The organism is Altericroceibacterium endophyticum (assembly GCF_009827595.1).
In the GTDB taxonomy this organism is placed as follows: domain Bacteria; phylum Pseudomonadota; class Alphaproteobacteria; order Sphingomonadales; family Sphingomonadaceae; genus Altericroceibacterium; species Altericroceibacterium endophyticum.
Genome location: NZ_WTYT01000002.1, coordinates 249300 through 265955, shown reverse-complemented (window position 1 = coordinate 265955; position 16656 = coordinate 249300). Strand labels below are relative to the sequence as shown.

General features: G+C 59.3%; 15 protein-coding genes, 1 tRNA gene and 1 pseudogene. 9 read left to right on the top strand and 8 right to left on the bottom strand.

Annotation, left to right across the window (positions count from 1 at the left end; translation table 11 throughout):
* The first annotated feature begins 58 nt into the window (after positions 1–58).
* The 6 genes from GRI91_RS05275 to GRI91_RS05250 all read left to right on the top strand — a co-directional run bounded on the left by GRI91_RS05275 (position 59) and on the right by GRI91_RS05250 (position 5468).
* Positions 59–817 (top strand): class I SAM-dependent methyltransferase, encoded by a 759-nt coding sequence (locus GRI91_RS05275; RefSeq protein ID WP_337190321.1) that lies wholly within the window; start codon positions 59–61, stop codon positions 815–817.
* Positions 818–906: 89 nt separating this feature from the next.
* On the top strand, positions 907–2073 hold the full coding sequence (gene ubiM, locus GRI91_RS05270; protein WP_160735585.1) for a 5-demethoxyubiquinol-8 5-hydroxylase UbiM: 1167 nt from the start codon (positions 907–909) through the stop codon (positions 2071–2073).
* A 61-nt stretch (positions 2074–2134) separates the two neighbouring features.
* On the top strand, positions 2135–2989 hold the full coding sequence (gene aguB / locus GRI91_RS05265) for an N-carbamoylputrescine amidase (protein WP_160735584.1): 855 nt from the start codon (positions 2135–2137) through the stop codon (positions 2987–2989).
* Positions 2986–3480: a 2-amino-4-hydroxy-6-hydroxymethyldihydropteridine diphosphokinase gene (gene folK, locus GRI91_RS05260; protein WP_237437678.1), complete on the top strand. Its 495-nt coding sequence runs from the start codon at positions 2986–2988 to the stop codon at positions 3478–3480. Before aguB ends, folK begins: the two co-directional genes overlap by 4 nt.
* 12 nt (positions 3481–3492) lie before the next feature.
* Positions 3493–3568 (top strand) — tRNA-Lys (locus GRI91_RS05255).
* Between the two features lie 289 nt (positions 3569–3857).
* On the top strand, positions 3858–5468 hold the full coding sequence (locus GRI91_RS05250) for an inorganic phosphate transporter (protein WP_202385467.1): 1611 nt from the start codon (positions 3858–3860) through the stop codon (positions 5466–5468).
* Between the two features lie 58 nt (positions 5469–5526).
* Here the strand turns inward: GRI91_RS05250 and GRI91_RS05245 are convergent, their stop codons facing one another.
* Together GRI91_RS05245 and GRI91_RS05240 are read right to left on the bottom strand one after the other, a co-directional pair.
* On the bottom strand, positions 5527–7038 hold the full coding sequence (locus GRI91_RS05245) for an aldehyde dehydrogenase family protein (RefSeq protein ID WP_160735583.1): 1512 nt from the start codon (positions 7036–7038) through the stop codon (positions 5527–5529).
* Positions 7035–8720 (bottom strand): GMC family oxidoreductase, encoded by a 1686-nt coding sequence (locus GRI91_RS05240; protein ID WP_160735582.1) that lies wholly within the window; start codon positions 8718–8720, stop codon positions 7035–7037. Before GRI91_RS05240 ends, GRI91_RS05245 begins: the two co-directional genes overlap by 4 nt.
* Positions 8721–9036: 316 nt before the next feature.
* Here GRI91_RS05240 and GRI91_RS05235 point away from each other — a divergent pair, with 316 nt between their 5' ends.
* The 3 genes from GRI91_RS05235 to GRI91_RS05225 are packed head-to-tail and all read left to right on the top strand — an operon-like array spanning position 9037 to position 11776.
* A complete protein-coding gene (locus GRI91_RS05235; protein ID WP_160735581.1) occupies positions 9037–9441 on the top strand; it encodes a protocatechuate 4,5-dioxygenase subunit alpha in 405 nt (134 codons plus the stop codon).
* The gene (locus GRI91_RS05230; protein ID WP_160735580.1) at positions 9438–10295 is read left to right on the top strand and encodes a class III extradiol dioxygenase family protein; all 858 of its coding nucleotides are present in this window, start codon (positions 9438–9440) and stop codon (positions 10293–10295) included. The genes GRI91_RS05235 and GRI91_RS05230 overlap by 4 nt, the downstream gene beginning before the upstream one ends.
* A gap of 11 nt (positions 10296–10306) precedes the next feature.
* Positions 10307–11776, top strand: a complete 1470-nt coding sequence (locus GRI91_RS05225) for a lignostilbene-alpha,beta-dioxygenase (RefSeq protein WP_160735579.1) — start codon at positions 10307–10309, stop codon at positions 11774–11776.
* A gap of 152 nt (positions 11777–11928) precedes the next feature.
* On the opposite strand, the gene GRI91_RS05220 is transcribed toward GRI91_RS05225, so the two are convergent.
* The 6 genes and pseudogenes from GRI91_RS05220 to GRI91_RS05195 all read right to left on the bottom strand — a co-directional run bounded on the left by GRI91_RS05220 (position 11929) and on the right by GRI91_RS05195 (position 16654).
* Positions 11929–12186: a hypothetical protein gene (locus GRI91_RS05220; protein WP_160735578.1), complete on the bottom strand. Its 258-nt coding sequence runs from the start codon at positions 12184–12186 to the stop codon at positions 11929–11931.
* 69 nt (positions 12187–12255) lie between these two features.
* Positions 12256–13569 (bottom strand): oxygen-independent coproporphyrinogen III oxidase, encoded by a 1314-nt coding sequence (hemN, locus tag GRI91_RS05215; RefSeq protein ID WP_160735577.1) that lies wholly within the window; start codon positions 13567–13569, stop codon positions 12256–12258.
* A 43-nt stretch (positions 13570–13612) separates the two neighbouring features.
* Positions 13613–13861, bottom strand: a complete 249-nt coding sequence (locus GRI91_RS05210; protein ID WP_160735576.1) for a hypothetical protein — start codon at positions 13859–13861, stop codon at positions 13613–13615.
* A gap of 68 nt (positions 13862–13929) precedes the next feature.
* Positions 13930–14073, bottom strand: a pseudogene (ccoS, locus tag GRI91_RS16010) (cbb3-type cytochrome oxidase assembly protein CcoS); the annotation flags it as partial.
* Positions 14070–16199, bottom strand: a complete 2130-nt coding sequence (locus tag GRI91_RS05200; protein ID WP_337190320.1) for a heavy metal translocating P-type ATPase — start codon at positions 16197–16199, stop codon at positions 14070–14072. The pseudogene ccoS and the gene GRI91_RS05200, both read right to left, overlap by 4 nt.
* On the bottom strand, positions 16196–16654 hold the full coding sequence (locus GRI91_RS05195) for a FixH family protein (protein ID WP_160735574.1): 459 nt from the start codon (positions 16652–16654) through the stop codon (positions 16196–16198). The genes GRI91_RS05200 and GRI91_RS05195 overlap by 4 nt, the downstream gene beginning before the upstream one ends.
* Positions 16655–16656 lie beyond the last annotated feature (2 nt).

Here is a 16656-nt window from a genome sequence, read left to right as displayed (position 1 = left end):
TGCGTTTGGAATGGCTTGCGCCTTGCCAAACGTCTCATTCGCTCAAGCAGGCGAAGGGGTGGAAAGTTCCGAAAATATCGCTGCCGTGCTGGCCGACTCGCGCCGTGACGAAGATCGCGCCCGCGATGTCTACCGGCATCCAGCCGAAACGCTCGCATTCTTCCAGGTCGAACCCGGCATGGCGGTGGTCGATTACATGCCCTCGAGCGGCTGGTACACGCGGGTTCTGGTGCCCTATCTTGGTTCTGAGGGCCATTATATCGGCCTCAATCCGAAGGTTGCCCCGGATGCGACGGGCTTCATGGCCTCCCTGCGCAATTATTCTGAGAAATTGCCGGCGCAAGTTGAAGAATGGGTCGGCGACGACGGCACCGAAATCACCGGCGTCAATCTCGGTAGCGTACCCGAAAGCCTTGATGGCACGGTCGACCGTTTCCTGATCTTCCGTGAAATGCACAATATTCTGCGCAACAACTGGCTTCAGCCGACTTTGGTCGAAGCCCGCAAGCTGCTGAAGGATGACGGGCTGATCGGTGTGGTACAGCACCGCGCGAAAGAAGATGCTCCGGCCAGCTATACCGATGGCAATAAGGGCTATCTGAGGCAGAAGGATGTGATTGCCCTGTTCGAGGCGCATGGTTTCGATCTGGTCAATTCGAGCGAGATCAACGCCAATCCGAAAGACCCCGCCAATCACGTGAACGGCGTGTGGATGCTCCCGCCAGGCCTGGGCGGCGCAACCGATGAAACGCGGCCCGCATTGGAGCAGATCGGCGAAAGCGACCGTATGACTTTGCTGTTCCGCAAGCGCCCCTGACACATTCTTTTTTGCCAATCTTGCGCGTCTTTGATCGGGCGCAAGATTGGCACTAAAACAATAGTGCATGGCACCCGGCAGGAGGCGCCATGTATGATATCGTAATTATCGGCGCTGGCCCGTCAGGGCTGGCCTTTGCTTGCTCACTCGCCGGGTCCGGCCTTTCAATCGCACTGGTTGATCGCAAGCCGCGCGAAGCGATTGAAAATCCCGAGGATGATGGTCGCGAAATCGCGCTGACCCATCATTCCATCAATATCCTCAAGCAATTGGATGTGTGGTCATTCATTCCATCTGATGCCGTTTCGCCCTTGCGTGAAGCACGCGTGCTCAATGGCGGATCACCCTTCGCGTTGCGCTTTGGCCCGCCAGACAAAACGGGGGAAGCGCTAGGGCGTCTGGTGTCCAATTTTCAGATTCGCCGCGCGCTCTACCGTCAGCTGGACGTGCTGAACAATGTGGATTTCTATTCCGGTTGCGCGATCTCGGCAATGCATCGGATGACAGACCGGACTGATCTTGATCTGGAGGATGGTCGAAAGATCTCGGCCCGTCTGCTGGTCGGGGCAGATTCGCGTTTTTCATGGGTGCGGGATCAGTTGGGTATTTCAGCTGAGATCGACCGCCTTGGCCGGGGCATGCTGGTTACCCGAATGAAGCATGAAGGGAATCATGGCGGCGTTGCGACCGAATGGTTCGACCATCACCAGACCATGGCCATGTTGCCGCTTAACAATCATCGTTCGTCCGCCGTGATCACTTTGCCCATGGCGGAATCTGCCAAGCTGGGCGCGATGCCGGAGGAAGAATTCGCCGCTGAAGTTGCCCGGCGATATCGCCACCGACTGGGCGCGATGCAGGTCGATGGGCCGCGTTGTCTCTATCCATTGGCCACCACCTGGTCGCGCCAGTTCGTGAAGCCGCGCGCCGCCCTGATCGGTGATGCGGCAGTGGGGATGCATCCGGTTACTGCGCATGGTTTCAATCTTGGGCTGCAAGGGCAGGAATTGCTGGCCCAGTACGTTCTGGCGGCGCATAAAAAGGGACGCGACATTGGTTCTCTGGCAACGCTGCGCCCTTATGAACGGCGCCATCAGATGAATGCCATGCCGATCTTCCGTGCGACCAATCTGATCGTGAAGCTGTTTACCGATGAACGCCCGCCTGCCTGGGTGGGACGGCATGCGGCCTTGCGAATTGCCAGTTTCGCACCTGGCCTGCGCCGCCGAGTGAGCAATATGCTACTGGCGGATTGAGTGATGCCGGGCGAATCTCGGTGGCGATAGACATTTGCCATGGCATGCATAAATAGGCTGCATGGCTGAAATCACCGTCGCTGCATTGCAACTCGCCCTTGGTTCAGAGGATGAACAGGAAAATATCGCCGCCGTCTCCGCTCTGGTGGAGCAGGCGGCGGGCGAGGGAGCGCAGGTCATCCTGCCTCCTGAGCTGTTTTCCGGTCCCTATTTCTGCTCTGTGGAAGAGGAGGAGCTGTTCGTGTTGGCTCGCCCAACACAGCAGCACCCTTCCGTAACTGCGATGCAACATCTGGCGAAGACACTGGGCGTTGCCATCCCGACCAGCTTTTTCGAGCGTGACGGACACCATTATTACAACACGCTCGCCATGATCGGCCCGGATGGTGAGATCATGGGAACTTACCGCAAGAGCCACATCCCCGACGGGCCGGGCTATGAGGAAAAATTCTATTTCCGCCCCGGTAATGATGGTTTCAAAGTGTGGGACCTGTTTGGCACGCGGATCGGCGTCGGCATTTGCTGGGACCAGTGGTATCCCGAATGCGCACGGGTGATGGCGCTCAAAGGGGCGGAGCTGCTCTTATATCCCACCGCGATCGGCTCAGAGCCTTATGATGCCGATCTCGATACCACCCGCATGTGGCGCCGCGCGATGCTCGGCCATGCTGCATCCAATTGCATGCCGGTCATCGCCGCCAATCGCATTGGCGAGGAAACCGCGGGGCAGAAATTCTACGGCCACAGTTTCATTACGGATGAATGGGGCGATTATCTTGCCGAATATGGTGCGGATGAAAGCGGCGTTCTGAGCGCGACGATCGATCTTGCCCGCGCAGCGAAGCACCGGGCGGGTATGGGCTTCTTCCGCGACCGCCGCCCGCAACTCTATGGCCGGATCTGCGAGGATATTTGAACCATCTCTATCTGATCGCGCTGGGTTCCAATCAGCGCCACCCCCGATATGGCGCGCCGCGCGCGATCCTGTCTGCCGCACTGGAGGAGCTGTCGGCGGCCAATATTGACGTGCTGGCGCAATCGCACTGGATCGACAGCGCGCCGATCGGCCCGTCGCTGCGTCGCTATGCCAATGGTGCAGCAGTAATTTCCACAGGTCTCTCACCGCGAGAATTGTTGACCGAATTGAAGCAGGTGGAAGCGCGCTTCGGCCGCAATAATGCAGGCCAGCGTTGGCGGTCCCGCCCGCTCGATCTGGATATCATATTGTGGGATAAGGGTTTTTTCAGTGATGAAGCGCTCACCATCCCCCATGCGGAATTTCGTGGGCGCTTTTTTGTGACCGGTCCGGCGGCAGAAATTGCGCCCGATTGGCGCGACCCGCTGACGGGCTTTTCGCTCCGTCAGCTACATGCGCGCTTGACCCGGCCGCGAAGCCTGCCTAGGTGACGCGCCGTGGTCGGGCCCTTAGCTCAGTCGGTAGAGCAACTGACTTTTAATCAGTAGGTCGCTGGTTCGAACCCAGCAGGGCTCACCACATTTTCTGCATGATCAGATCGCCTGAACATTACTCTTCGTTTTTCGAAGTGTGATGGTCGGGATGCCGGGGCAGGGTTTGACCTGAGTGCATGATCTCCATCGCTTTCCATTCACTTGTCGCTGCGGATATGGCTGTGACCAGTGCTGCCGTGCGCTTCCCTGATAGCTACACTGTGACCCAGCCCGCTGCTCCGTGAGGCAAGATGCGCTGCTGGATGGTAAACCCTGTCATAATTCGGTGACATTAGGGAAATAACGCGGCCCCTTAATCGTATGGGGACGCGTTGATGGACAGTGTGACGAAGATGGGCGAGTCCGGAATGCAGGGTGCAGGGCGGGATTTGCCATGGACAAGTATCGCCTTCGCCTTATTGATGGTCGCTTCGGCGGGTTGGTTTCTGATCTGGGGGATCGATTATACGAACTCCACCCATCTCGTCCTGTTCGTGCTGGCAACCGCTTTCGGCTTGTTCATGGCCTTCAATATCGGCGGCAATGATGTTGCCAACTCCTTCGGCACCAGCGTGGGTGCGGGAACGATCACGATCAAGCAGGCGCTGCTGATCGCGGCGATTTTTGAAGTCAGCGGCGCGGTGATCGCCGGGGGTGAGGTGACGGATACGATCCGCAAGGGGATCGTCGACTTGTCCGCCATGCCGGTTCAGCCGCTGCAATTCGTCTATATCATGATGGCGGCATTGCTGGCGGCGGCACTGTGGCTGCTTTTCGCCAGTCGGCGTGGCTGGCCGGTTTCCACCACCCATTCGATCATTGGCGGGATTGTTGGCAGCTCGATTGCATTGGGTGCTTTTTTAAGCGGCGGGGACGCGGTGCTGGGCCTGGTTCATTGGGACCAGATTGGCTTGATCGCGATTTCCTGGGTGCTCTCCCCCGTGCTGGGCGGCCTCGTCTCCTATGCGCTGTTCTATCAGATCAAAACGCATATCCTGCGCTATAATGATCGGATGAAGGAACGGCTGCAGGAGTTGCGGCAGGAACGGCGCAGACTGCGCGATGAGCACAAGAACGCGTTTGAACGGCTGAGCGACATTCAGAAAATATCCTACACCCATATGATGGTCCGCGATGCCGAGGCGCTGTCTGAGGATACCTTCAGTCCGGAAGATCTGGAGACCGATTATTACCGCAAATTGCATGATCTGAAGCAGAAGAAAGAGAATGTCGCCGCGCATAGGGCGCTGCAGAACTGGGTGCCACTGGTAGCTGCCGGCGGGGCCGCGATCATTTCCTCCATGCTGCTCTTCAAGGGATTGAAGAACATGCATCTGGGCCTCACCACGCTGAACAATTACCTGATCATGGGCATGATCGCCGCCGTGGTGTGGATGGCGACCTATATCTTCGCACGAACGCTGCGGGGCAATTCGCTCGACCGGTCCACTTTTCTGATCTTCAGCTGGCTGCAGGTGTTCACGGCTTCGGGCTTTGCCTTCAGCCATGGTGCGAATGACATTGCCAATGCGATCGGCCCCTTCGCGGCGATTCTGGATGTGCTGCGCAATGGGCAGATCAACGCTTCTGCGGCGGTTCCGGCACCGGCGATGATCTCTTTCGGTATCGCGCTGGTGGTGGGCCTGTGGTTCATCGGCAAGGAAGTGATTCAGACGGTGGGCCGCAATCTCACCGAAATGCATCCGGCATCAGGCTTCGCGGCGGAGCTTTCCGCTGCGGCGGTGGTGATGCTGGCCTCCACCATGGGGCTGCCGGTATCGAGCACGCATATTCTGATCGGCGCGGTGCTGGGGATCGGTCTGGTCAACCGGCAGACGAACTGGAGCCTGATGAAGCCGATTGCGCTCGCCTGGGTGGTGACGCTGCCTGCGGCCGCATTGATGGCGGCGGGCTGTTTCTGGGTCTTGAACTCGGTTTTCGGGTAACGACAAAAAAGGGGGGCGGTGCGATGCACTACCCCCCCAATTTCAGATTGGTGTGGGCTTACCCCAGACCGATCGAGACCGTTTTCAGCTCCGTATAGGCTTCCACCCCGGCGCGGCCGCATTCACGGCCCCAGCCGGACTGTTTGAAGCCGCCCAGCGGCAATGCCGGGTCAACCCCGCCGCCCACGCCGTTTATGCGGACATTGCCCGCCTCAAGACGCCGCGCCAGCTTGAGCGCGGAGGTGATATTCTCGGTCCAGATGCTGGAGGAGAGACCGTAATCGGACGCATTGGCCGATTTGGCGATCATGTCGATATCGTCATCGCCAAACCGCATGGCGCACAGGACCGGGCCGAAGATTTCCTCTTCCACCACTTTCATGCCCGACACCGTGCCGGTGAGGACCGTCGGCTGCACGAAATAGCCACCTTCGCAGCCCTCCGGTGTGACGGTTCCACCACCCACGGCAACACTCGCACCTTCGGAGCCGCCGCTTTCGATATAGGAGAGCACGCGTTCTTGCTGCTTGTCGGAGACGAGCGGACCCATCTGGGTTTCAGGAGAAAGGCCGGAGCCAACTTTGAGATTCTGCGCCATCGCGCTGATCCCTTCAACCACTTGTTCAAAAACGCTTTCATGCGCGAACAGACGTGAACCTGCGGCGCAAACCTGCCCCGAATTGCCGAAAATCCCCATCGCGGCGGAGGGGATCGCTTTCGAGAGATCGGCATCGCCAAAGATCACCGTGGGCGATTTACCGCCCAGTTCGAGCGTCACGCGCTTGAGATTGCCGGTGGAGGCGCGGATGATTTCCTTGCCGATCGCGGTGGAGCCGGTGAAGCTGACCTTGTTGACATCAGGATGCGCGGCAAGCGCGGCACCGGCGCTGTGGCCATAGCCGGTGACGATATTGACCACGCCTTCCGGGAAGCCAGCCTCACCAATCAAACGGCCCAGCAGCGCGGCGGTGAGCGGCGTCTGTTCGGCGGGCTTCAGCACGATGGTGCAGCCAGCGGCCAGAGCAGCGGCCAGTTTGCTGACCGCCATGGCGAAGGGGAAATTCCACGGCACGATCGCGCCGACCACGCCGACCGGCTGGCGCAGTGTCATGCATTGCCATTCGCCGGGGAAGGAGGGGGTGATCGTCTCACCCGTGATCTTGGTCGCCCAGCCGGCATTATAACGCAACTGTTCGGCTGCGGCGCCGACCGCGCCCATCTTCGCCATCATCAGCGGCATGCCGTTGTCGAGCGTTTCGGTGAAGGCCAGTTCGTCGGCATTGGCTTCGATCAGATCGGCCAGTTTTAGCATCAGCCGGGCGCGCTGGGCGGGGCTGGTCTGCGGCCAGCCCCCGTCAAATGCCTTGCGTGCAGCGGCGACGGCGCGATTGATATCTTCCTCACCGCCGGCAGCGGCAGTGGCGAAGCTCTGGCCCGTTGCAGGATTGACGACGTCGATCGTTTCGCCACTGGCGGCGGGGACATATTTGCCGCCGATGAAAAGTTCGCGCGATTTTGCCGAAAGATCGGCTTTGAGCGCGTCGAGATCGAAATTGGTAGGGGCGTTCATGCTGGTACCTCTGCGTTGGAATTTGAGATTGTGTCGCGCGTCTGATCGCGTGGATCTTCGGCGGGGAGGGGCGCTTTGCCCAGGATCATGTCAGATGCCTTTTCGGCGATCATGATGGTTGCGGCATTGGTGTTGGCGCCGGGCACGGTCGGCATGATCGATGCATCGACCACGCGCAGGCCTTCCAGCCCGTGCACACGCAATTCGGGATCGACCACCGCCATCGGCCCCTGGCCCATCGTGCAGGTGCCGACCGGATGCTGGGTCACACCGGCGGTACGGCGGATATAGTCGTTCAGCTCCTGCTCGCTGGTCAGATCGGCGCCGGGGACCACTTCATCTCCGGTCAGTTCTGCCTGCGGCTCGGTGCGATAGACCTTGCGGGCGATTTCAATCCCGCGCCGCGCCGTGGCGAAATCTTCCGGGTCGGCAAAATTGTTGAGCGTGATGGCCGGGCTGTCATCGGGATCGGCCGAGCGCAGTTCCATCCAGCCACGGCTGGCCGGGTGAAGCAGGATGACATCGGCGATGATCTGATCCTCCTGCTTCTTGCGCCAGCCGGGAAACCATATTTGCGCATCGAGCCGGATCGGATTGGCGAAGAGCTGAATATCGGGTTGCTCCAGACCTTCACGGCTGCGCAGGATGATATTCGCACTGTTGAGCTGACTGGCGAAGGCTCCCTTGCCGCTGAGCGCCCAGCGCGCGACCGAGCGCACAACGCGATCAAGCCGCAACTCGTTGAGAAAGCTGACCGGCTTCTTCAGTTTGAAGGTTAGCGGGACGCGCGGATGCTCAGACAAATTGCGGCCCACACCCGGCAGATCGTGCTGCACCGCAATGCCTTTATCGGTGAGATGTTCTGCCGGGCCAATGCCGGACAGCATCAGCAATTGAGGCGAGTTATAGGACCCGCCCGACAGGATGACTTCACCCTTCGCATGGGCGGTCTTGAGTTCATCCTCGTGCAGATATTCCACCCCGATCGCGCGTTTACCGTCCATCAGCACGCGGCGGGTTTTGGCACCGGTGATGATGGTGAGGTTGGAACGCTCCATCGCGGGTTCCAGATAGGCGCGTGCGGTGGAATGACGGCGACCCTTTCGATCGATGGTCAGTTCCCCGCGGGCGAAGCCTTCCTCGACCTCTCCGGCGAGATCGTCGCTGGTACTGTAGCCAGCGGCCTCGGCCGAATCCATCAGCGGATGATGGAGGCGCTTTTCCGTATCGACCGCGACCACGCTGAGCGGACCTTTGTCGCCGTGATATTCGTTCTCACCGCGCCAGCTATCCTCCATCCGGCGGAAATAGGGCAGCACGCTGTCATATCCCCAGCCGGTGCAGCCCATCTGTCGCCAGCCGTCGAAATCGCGGCTGTGGCCGCGCATGTAGAACATACCGTTGATTGAGGACGAACCGCCCAGCACTTTGCCACGCGGTAGCGGGATGCGCCGTCCGTTGAGATGCGGCTCCGGCTCCGACATGTAGCCCCAGGTGAATTCGGGCTTCATCAGCGCCCGCAGGAAGGCCATGGGCATGGTCAGATAGAAGCGTTTGTGGCTGCCGCCAGCTTCGAGCAGCAGCACGCGTTTCGTCGGGTCCGCGCTCAGCCGATTGGCCAGCACGCAGCCCGCAGAGCCAGCCCCCACAATAATATAATCAAACGAATCGGCCGCAGACATCGGCTACACTCCTCTTTCCCGAAGCCGGATTTACCGGCTCATTCGCCAGTGAAGGGAGCAGAAGCAGCCGCCAAAGGCTGCCCTTTTTATCATGTGCGCGCTATTTCTGCGTGCTGCATGAAAACCGGGCTATGCTGCCCGTTCTCCCGTCAATTCGGCTTATTTTGTAAGCTATACTGACGATATGCCGAACCTGCAGTCGGGACAAGACATTGTCGTGTGAATCACTGGCTGGAAAAATTTTGATTTAGCGCAAGGCACGCCGCTTTTCTTTCCCTCATCTTGATTTGGATTTGACGATCAGGAGAGGTCTACAATGAACGGAACATTTGATCCGCCTGCCACTGGCAAGCGAGTGATCCCCGGCACCTATGTCTTTGACGGTGATGCTGCACGGCGCGGCTTTGCCATTAATGAGATGTGCTTTTCTTTTAACGAAGACGCCAATCGCCGCGCCTTCGCCGAAGATGAGGAAGCCTATATGGAGCGCTTCCACCTCAGCGAAGAGCACAAGAAGGCCATCCGTGAGCGCGATGTTATCGGCATGCTCAATGCTGGCGGCAATATCTATTATCTCGCCAAACTGGCCGGCATTCTGAAGCTCGGCGTGCAGGATATTGGTGCACTTCAGACCGGCACCACCGTTGATGAATTCAAGGCAGCACTGCTCGCCCATGGGGCCAAGCTGAAAGAGCTGCAGACTCAGGGAGAGACAGCATGAGCACGATCGCAGGCGGAATCTTTACCAGTCATGTCCCCGGCATCGGTCAGGCCATCGCCAAGGGACTGAAGCAGGACCCCTATTGGAAGCCCTTCTTCGACGGTTGGCATACCGTGCACGACTGGCTGAAGCGCGAAAAGCCCGATGTGCTGGTATGCTTTTACAATGATCACGGGCTCAACTTCTTCCTCGATAAGCTACCGACCTTCGCCATAGGCGCGGCGGATGGTTATCGGCATGAAGATGAAGGCTGGGGTATTTCCGGGTACAAGCCCTATCCCGGCATGCCCGAACTTTCCTGGCATATCATCGAACAGGTCGTGCATGACGAATTCGATCCGACCATGTGTCAGAAGATGCTGGTCGATCATGCGCTGGCCATTCCTGTCGAAATGGCCTGGCCGGATGAAGAGGAAAGCTGGCCCTTCAAACTTGTGCCGATCGCGATCAACACCGTGCAATATCCACTGCCCAGCCCGAAGCGCTGCTTCGAATTTGGCCGCTCCGTCGGCCGAGCACTGGAAAGCTGGCCGGGTGATGAGAAGATCGTCGTCATGGGGACGGGCGGCCTCTCGCATCAGCTGGAGGGCGAACGCGCCGGTCATATCAATATCGAATATGACACCTTCTGCATGGATAATCTGTCCCGCGATCCCGAGGCGCTGCTGCAGCATTCCTCGCTCGATATTGCCGAACTCGCTGGCAGTCAGGGCGTTGAAATTCTCAACTGGATTGCAGCGCGCGGCGCCATGCGCGGTTCGGTGACGGAGCTTTCGCGCAATTATCACATCCCGATTTCAAACACGGCAGCCGCCACGATGCTGCTGGAAAATCACGAGACTGTTTTGGCCTGAGGAGAGGCGCTTTGGTACATTTTCCTAATTCCCCCTTGTTCGATGACGTTCTGCGCCTTGTGCGGCTGGAAGGCGACATCGCTGATATAGAGATCGAGGGTGAAATTCCCGCGGAACTGGATGGCGCTTTTTACCGTGTCCATCCCGACCCGCAATTCGCGCCCAAATATGACAATGACCAGTTCTTCAACGGCGATGGTATGGTATCCATGTTCCGCTTCAAGGACGGCAAGGTCAGTTTTCGCCAGCGCTATGCCAAGACGGAAAAGTGGAAGCGTGAGAATGAGGCCGGCCATGCCTTGTTTGGCGCCTATCGTAACCCGCTGACCGACGATCCCTCGGTGAAAGGCGTGCCTCGCGGCACGGCCAACACCAATGTGCTGGTCCATGCCGGCAAGCTCTTTGCCATGAAAGAGGACAGCCCCTGTCTGATCATGGACAAGAACACGCTGGAAACGGACGGTTATACCGATTTTGACGGCGATCTGGAGATTCCGACCTTCACCGCCCATCCCAAGATCGACCACGACACCGGCAATTTCTGCGGTTTCGGCTATGCGACCAAGGGTGATCTGACCCGCGATGCCAGCTATTTCGAAATCGATCCGCAGGGCAAGATCGTCCGCCGGGCCGATTTCCAGGTGCCTTATTACACCATGCTGCATGATTTCGCGATTGCGGGTGATTATGCGGTCTTCAATGTTTCACCCTATTCCTCCGACTGGGAAACGCTGGAACAGAACCGCCCGCATTTCTGGTATGACCGTGAATTGCCCTTCTATCTCGGCGTGATGCGCCGTGATGGCGATGGCAGCGATATTCGCTGGTTCAAACAGGAACCCAGCGTTTGCGGATGCCATGTGATGAATGCCTATCAGGACGGGACGAAGATCTATTTCGACCTGCCGATTTCCAAGACGGGCAGCCTGCCGTTCTTCCCTGAAAAGGATGGCACGCCGTTCAATCCGGAAGAAGCGACCACATTCCTTCACCGCTTCATGGTCGATCTGGCATCCAATACGGATGAAATCACCAGCATGGAGAAGATCGGCGACATGCCGGGCGAATTCCCCCGGATCGACGATCGTATGGCGGGCAAGCCCTATCGCCATGGCTGGATGATCACCTATGATTTCGACAAGCCCTATAATGGTCCGCAGGGCCCGTTTGTCGGCGTGATCAATTCCCTGACCCACTACGATCATGAAACCGGCAAGGAACAGAGCTGGTGGTGCGGCCCGGATGGCGCCATTCAGGAACCCTGCTTCATCCCGCGTTCGCCCGATGCACCGGAAGGTGATGGCTGGCTGGTCGCGTTGGTCGATAACCACATGACCAACTATTCCGACCTGTGCATTTTCGATGCGCTGGATCTGGAAAAGGGGCCGATTGCCAGGGCGAAGCTCCCCATCCGTCTGCGTCAGGGGCTGCACGGCAACTGGGCGGCCGGTGACAAGCTGGAAGACAAACTGGCGGCCTGACCTCTCCAAAGACTAACCGCCAGTTCAAGGGCGCCCACTCAGCGGGAGTGGGCGCCCTTTTCGTGCAGGAAGCCGACGCTCTATTGGCTGCGCATTATCGCACTGCGCCCCATTGCTCGGTATCGATGCATAGGCTGCCTACGCAAATGGGCTCAGCTGACGTTTGAAGCGGTATCACCGAAAGCAGTCATCCAGATGATCAGCGCGCCGATCCAGCCCGCATTGAACAGGACAAGCGCGGTCCAAATGGCAGAGCGTGATTTTGGATTGCTATCGCGCGAAGCAACGACATCCGCGTTACCAGAAAACATCCGCGAAAGACTGGCCAGGTTGAGGAGCAGCCAGATTGCGGAGCCAAGGCAGACGAGTGAGCAGAGGGCTAACAAGGTGGGGAAAAACCAAAGCGGCATCACATTTCTCCTTTTTAAGGAAAAGCGTGATGCCGTTATTGGTGCCCGGCGTTAAAAAACGGAACGTGCTCAGACTGCCGAGCTGAAGCGTCGCGGGGAATGTTTGCGGTAGGGATCAAAGGCGGCGGCGATGCTGCGCATATAGGGCGTGGCATCGGCGGAAATGACCAGATCCTGCCCCTCATAGGTGCACAAATCATGATCCAGATAGGGAGCAAGCCGTTCGGAAACTTCATTCCGCAATTGGCCCGTGATGCGCGCCCGTCCGTGGCACAGCAATTCGCGGACTATCTCGCCACGCTTCTGATCCTCTGCGCTGCGGCTGATGCCATTGGCAAGAGGCAACTGATCCTGAGACAGCATCATTCGGTAACGTCCGCTATTCTTCTCATTCTGGATCAGCAAATCGGGGAAGCTGCTGATGGACGACGCCCCAAGGCCGATCAGAACCGGCGCGGTATCCTCGGTAAAGCCCTGGAAATTGCGGCTCAGTTGCCCTGATTTTGCGGCTTGCGCCAGCGGATCGGCGGGGAGGGCGAAATGATCGAAGCCGACCGGCTGATATCCCGCATGGGTCAGATATGTATGGCCAAATTGGGCCATGCTAAAACGCGCATCCGCATCGGGCAGGGCGCTGGCATCAATCTGGCGCTGGCGCGGAATGAGGTGCGGCACATGGGCATAGCCAAACAAGGCGATCCGATCGGCCCCCATCTGATTCGCCAGATCGAGCGAGCTTTCCAGATCGCCCATTTCCTGACCCGGAAGACCGTACATCAGATCGAAATTGAGCGAAGTAATGCCAGCATTGCGGAGCATGCGGGTACTGCGTTCAATCATGCAGAGCGGCTGAATGCGGCCGATCCGTTCCTGCAGATGGCTTGAGAACGTCTGCACGCCCAAACTGGCATGGGTGGCGCCGATACCGGAAATAACTGGCCCCCAGTCTTCCGTAAGCGTCCGTGGATCAAGCTCGATGGAAAAGATCGGATCTTCGAGCCGGAAATGGAGAGTCAGTTCATCAATCAGGCGAACGAAGTCGTAAGGTGCAATGGCGTTGGGGCTGCCGCCGCCAAAGGCGACGCGGCGCACGCGTGCACCCGCGGGCAATCTTGCCCCCACCAAGGCGATTTCGCGGTGTAGCGCATCGAGATAGCTGGCCAGCCGCTGCTTGCGATTGGCTGCGCCTGTATTGCAGCCGCAATACCAGCAAATCTTCTCGCAGAAGGGAATGTGGACATAGAGTGAGACATCACCCTCCACCTTCGCAATGGCTGCCTCATAATCGGCAGGTGTCACCTCGCTGCCGAATTCGGCAGCAGTCGGGAAGCTGGTATAGCGCGGAACGGGCACTGCCAGCAGTTCTGGATAATATGGCCACATAAGCTCTGTTTAGCGTAGCAGCCTCCCCGATCATTGCGGAGGATCAATTTTCGTCTGCTTGATCCGTTTCGCTATTTTTGCGCTTCTTTTCAGAGGAATGGCAGCCTTTGGCGCAGCAGGCCGCGCCCGGCGTGCCCGGTAGTGGCGGCTGATCCAGTGGAATGGTGAGGGCTGGCCGGTCTGGCGCCCCGCCGCACAGCGCCAGCGTTATCCCCTCCGCCTGCGCGATAAGTGACGGGTTGAGCGCCGCAGGAAGCAGTGCGGTGAGAGACAGGAAGGAAACGCGCATCATTCGCTCTCCTGAATATTCGTGTTCACAGTCTCTGGTGGCCCTTTTTCGTGACCGGATGCGGGCGGAGCCGGTTCTTCCTCATCCATCAATATGCGGTTAGCCGCACCATCCGGGTCGCTAAATTGCCCATTGCGCAAGGCCCAGAAAAAGGCAGCCAGCCCCATCAGGCCCAGGCCCAGTGCAACTGGGATCAGGATCAGTAAACCGTTCACTTTGCCGCTCGTGCCAGTCGCAGCGAATTGGCAACCACGATCAGCGAACTGGCCGACATCGCGATGGCTGCAATTAATGGTGTGACAAAACCGGCCACGGCCAGCGGCACGGCGCAGACATTATACGCAATGGCGAGGCCGAAATTCTGCCGTACAACGGCCATGGTCCGCCGCGATGTCGTGACGGCGCGGGGCAGGGCCTGGAGCGATTCACCCATAAATACGAAATCTGCCGCCTGCAGCCCGACATCGCTGGCTGACCCTGGCGCCATCGAGGCATCCGAGGCGGCGAGGGCCGGGCCGTCATTCAGTCCGTCGCCCACCATCAGGACGCGCTTGCCGGCATTTTTGAGCCGGTCGATCGCCTCCTGCTTATCCTGCGGGCGGGCATTAGCCTGCGCGGTCAGGCCGGTGGCACGGGCCACGACGGCCACGGCGTCCGATCCATCGCCCGACAGGATGGTGCATTCGATTCCCATTTTGCCAAGCCGCTGCAATGCGGCGGCGGCATCGGGGCGCAATTGGTCGCTATAGGGGATGAGCCAGATCGGCTTGCCCGGAATTTCCAGTGCCACCGCCACGCGCGTGCTGTGATCGGGTCGGCGCAGGGCGACCGCCTGACCCTTCCACTGCGCAAATACACCCAGACCGGGGCGTTCCTCTACCTCGGTGATGGCGGCGGCGCGGTGGCCAGCCTTCGTCAGGGCCTGGGCCAGTGAGCGTGAAAGCGGATGCCGGCTGTTGGATGCCATGGCGAGAGCGATGGCGGCATCTTCAGCTGGCAGGCTGGCGATCACGGCTGGATCAGGCAAGGGCTGCCCCTGCGTCAGCGTGCCGGTCTTGTCCAGCAACGCACGGTTGACCGTGGCCAGTCTTTCCAGTCCAGCACCATCTTTCACCATGATCCCCTGACGCATCAGGGAGCCGCTGGCGACGACCTGTGCCACCGGGACAGCAAGGCCCAGCGCGCAAGGGCAGGTGATGATCAGCACGGCAACGCCAAAGACCAGCGCCTGATACCAACCGGCACCGGCAATCAGCCAGCCCACGACGGTCAGCGCAGCGAGCGAGTGAACGGCGGGTGCATAGAGCCGGGCAGCACGGTCGGCGATGCGAACATAGCGGGAGCGGTTTTGGCTGGCCGCTTCCATCAATCGCGCGATTTCGGCCAGTGTAGTATCCTGCCCTGCGGCGGAAACGGTCACATCAACCGGTGCATCGATATTCAGCGTACCGGCCAATGCCTGATCGCCATCATGCAGCGGCACGGGACGGGTTTCACCGGTCAGCAGCGATTGATCGAAGCGGCTGGTACCGCTGGCAACAGTGCCATCGGCTGCGCAGCGTTCACCGGCGGCGACACGCATCACCATGCCGGGCTGCAGATCCTTGGCTTCGTGCCAGTTCAAGGCGCCATCCGCGCTCACCACCATGGCCCCCTGAGCGGCTTGGCTGAGCAGGGCATCCACGCCGGCGCGCGCACGGTCGCGCATCATCGCGTCCAGAATGCGGCCAGCCAGCAGGAAGGTCAGCAGCATCAATGCGCCGTCGAACCACGCATCTTTGCCGCCAACGATGGTTTCATACAGGCTCAACCCGGATGCGACGATCACGCCGATGGAAATCGGCACATCCATATTGGTGCGCCCATGGCGCAGCATTTTCCAAGCGGAGCTGAAGAAAGGCCGTCCGGCATAGGCGATGGCGGGGATCGCGATCAGTGCCGAGAGCCAATGGAACATTGACCTTGTGGCACCTTCTGCTCCGGACCAGACGCTGACGGAAAGCAGCATGACATTCATCGCCGCAAAACCTGCCACGGCCAGCGGGGCAAGCAGAGGCTTCACGGCGGACACCGGCGCGCTCAATTCATCACGGCGTGGCTGCGCCTCGAACCCGATCTGATCCAGTTCTTGTACCAGCCGGCGACTGGTGAGTGCAGGGTCATGGGTCACGGTAACAAGGCGCGCGGACAAATTGACACGGGCGCCATCAATTCCGTCAACTTTGGCAAGGCCGCGTTCGATCTTGCTCATACAGCCCGCGCAATGCATGCCGGGTACGGCCAGAACCGTATGCTGGCTGGCCCCGTCTGCTTTGCCGCCGGTTTCAGCCAGGGCAGTCACTGCAGGTCTTCCTCAAATCTGGAAATCGCGCCATCGGCGCTGACGCTGTAACGCAGGGTCCAGCGGCCATCGGGCAGCTTTTCCTGAGACATGAAACTGCCGTCGCTCTGCCGTTCCAGATGAATATGCCGATCGGGCAGGCGGCCCAGCGGGTGATAAGCCTTCATTTCAACCACCGCATCGTCAGGCGCATTATCCACAAACAGGACGATCTGGCCATCCGGGCGCCAGGAAATACGCGGTTCCCAGCCCAGTTCCTTTTGCTTTTCTGCATCGCGCAGCCAGCCATTGAATTGCTGGCTGGCGACATAGGAATTCTCCACGACGATCCCGCCAAAGGTGGAGGTAGCAAACCGTGCCATGAGCATATTGACGCCAACCACCACGCCGAAAAAAGCGATCAATATGGCGGTCATGTGATAGCCGGTGAACTTGCGTGATCGGGCCTTGCTCATAG

What these genes read in the sequence shown, in the direction of transcription:
- ubiM (WP_160735585.1), top strand. Translation starts at nt 907, where the DNA reads ATGTATGATATCGTAATTATCGGCGCTGGCCCGTCAGGGCTGGCCTTT.
- GRI91_RS05195 (WP_160735574.1), bottom strand. Translation starts at nt 16,654, where the DNA reads ATGAGCAAGGCCCGATCACGCAAGTTCACCGGCTATCACATGACCGCC.
- GRI91_RS05235 (WP_160735581.1), top strand. Translation starts at nt 9,037, where the DNA reads ATGAACGGAACATTTGATCCGCCTGCCACTGGCAAGCGAGTGATCCCC.
- aguB (WP_160735584.1), top strand. Translation starts at nt 2,135, where the DNA reads ATGGCTGAAATCACCGTCGCTGCATTGCAACTCGCCCTTGGTTCAGAG.
- GRI91_RS05230 (WP_160735580.1), top strand. Translation starts at nt 9,438, where the DNA reads ATGAGCACGATCGCAGGCGGAATCTTTACCAGTCATGTCCCCGGCATC.
- GRI91_RS05220 (WP_160735578.1), bottom strand. Translation starts at nt 12,186, where the DNA reads ATGCCGCTTTGGTTTTTCCCCACCTTGTTAGCCCTCTGCTCACTCGTC.
- GRI91_RS05250 (WP_202385467.1), top strand. Translation starts at nt 3,858, where the DNA reads ATGGACAGTGTGACGAAGATGGGCGAGTCCGGAATGCAGGGTGCAGGG.
- GRI91_RS05245 (WP_160735583.1), bottom strand. Translation starts at nt 7,038, where the DNA reads ATGAACGCCCCTACCAATTTCGATCTCGACGCGCTCAAAGCCGATCTT.
- hemN (WP_160735577.1), bottom strand. Translation starts at nt 13,569, where the DNA reads ATGTGGCCATATTATCCAGAACTGCTGGCAGTGCCCGTTCCGCGCTAT.
- GRI91_RS05210 (WP_160735576.1), bottom strand. Translation starts at nt 13,861, where the DNA reads ATGATGCGCGTTTCCTTCCTGTCTCTCACCGCACTGCTTCCTGCGGCG.
- GRI91_RS05240 (WP_160735582.1), bottom strand. Translation starts at nt 8,720, where the DNA reads ATGTCTGCGGCCGATTCGTTTGATTATATTATTGTGGGGGCTGGCTCT.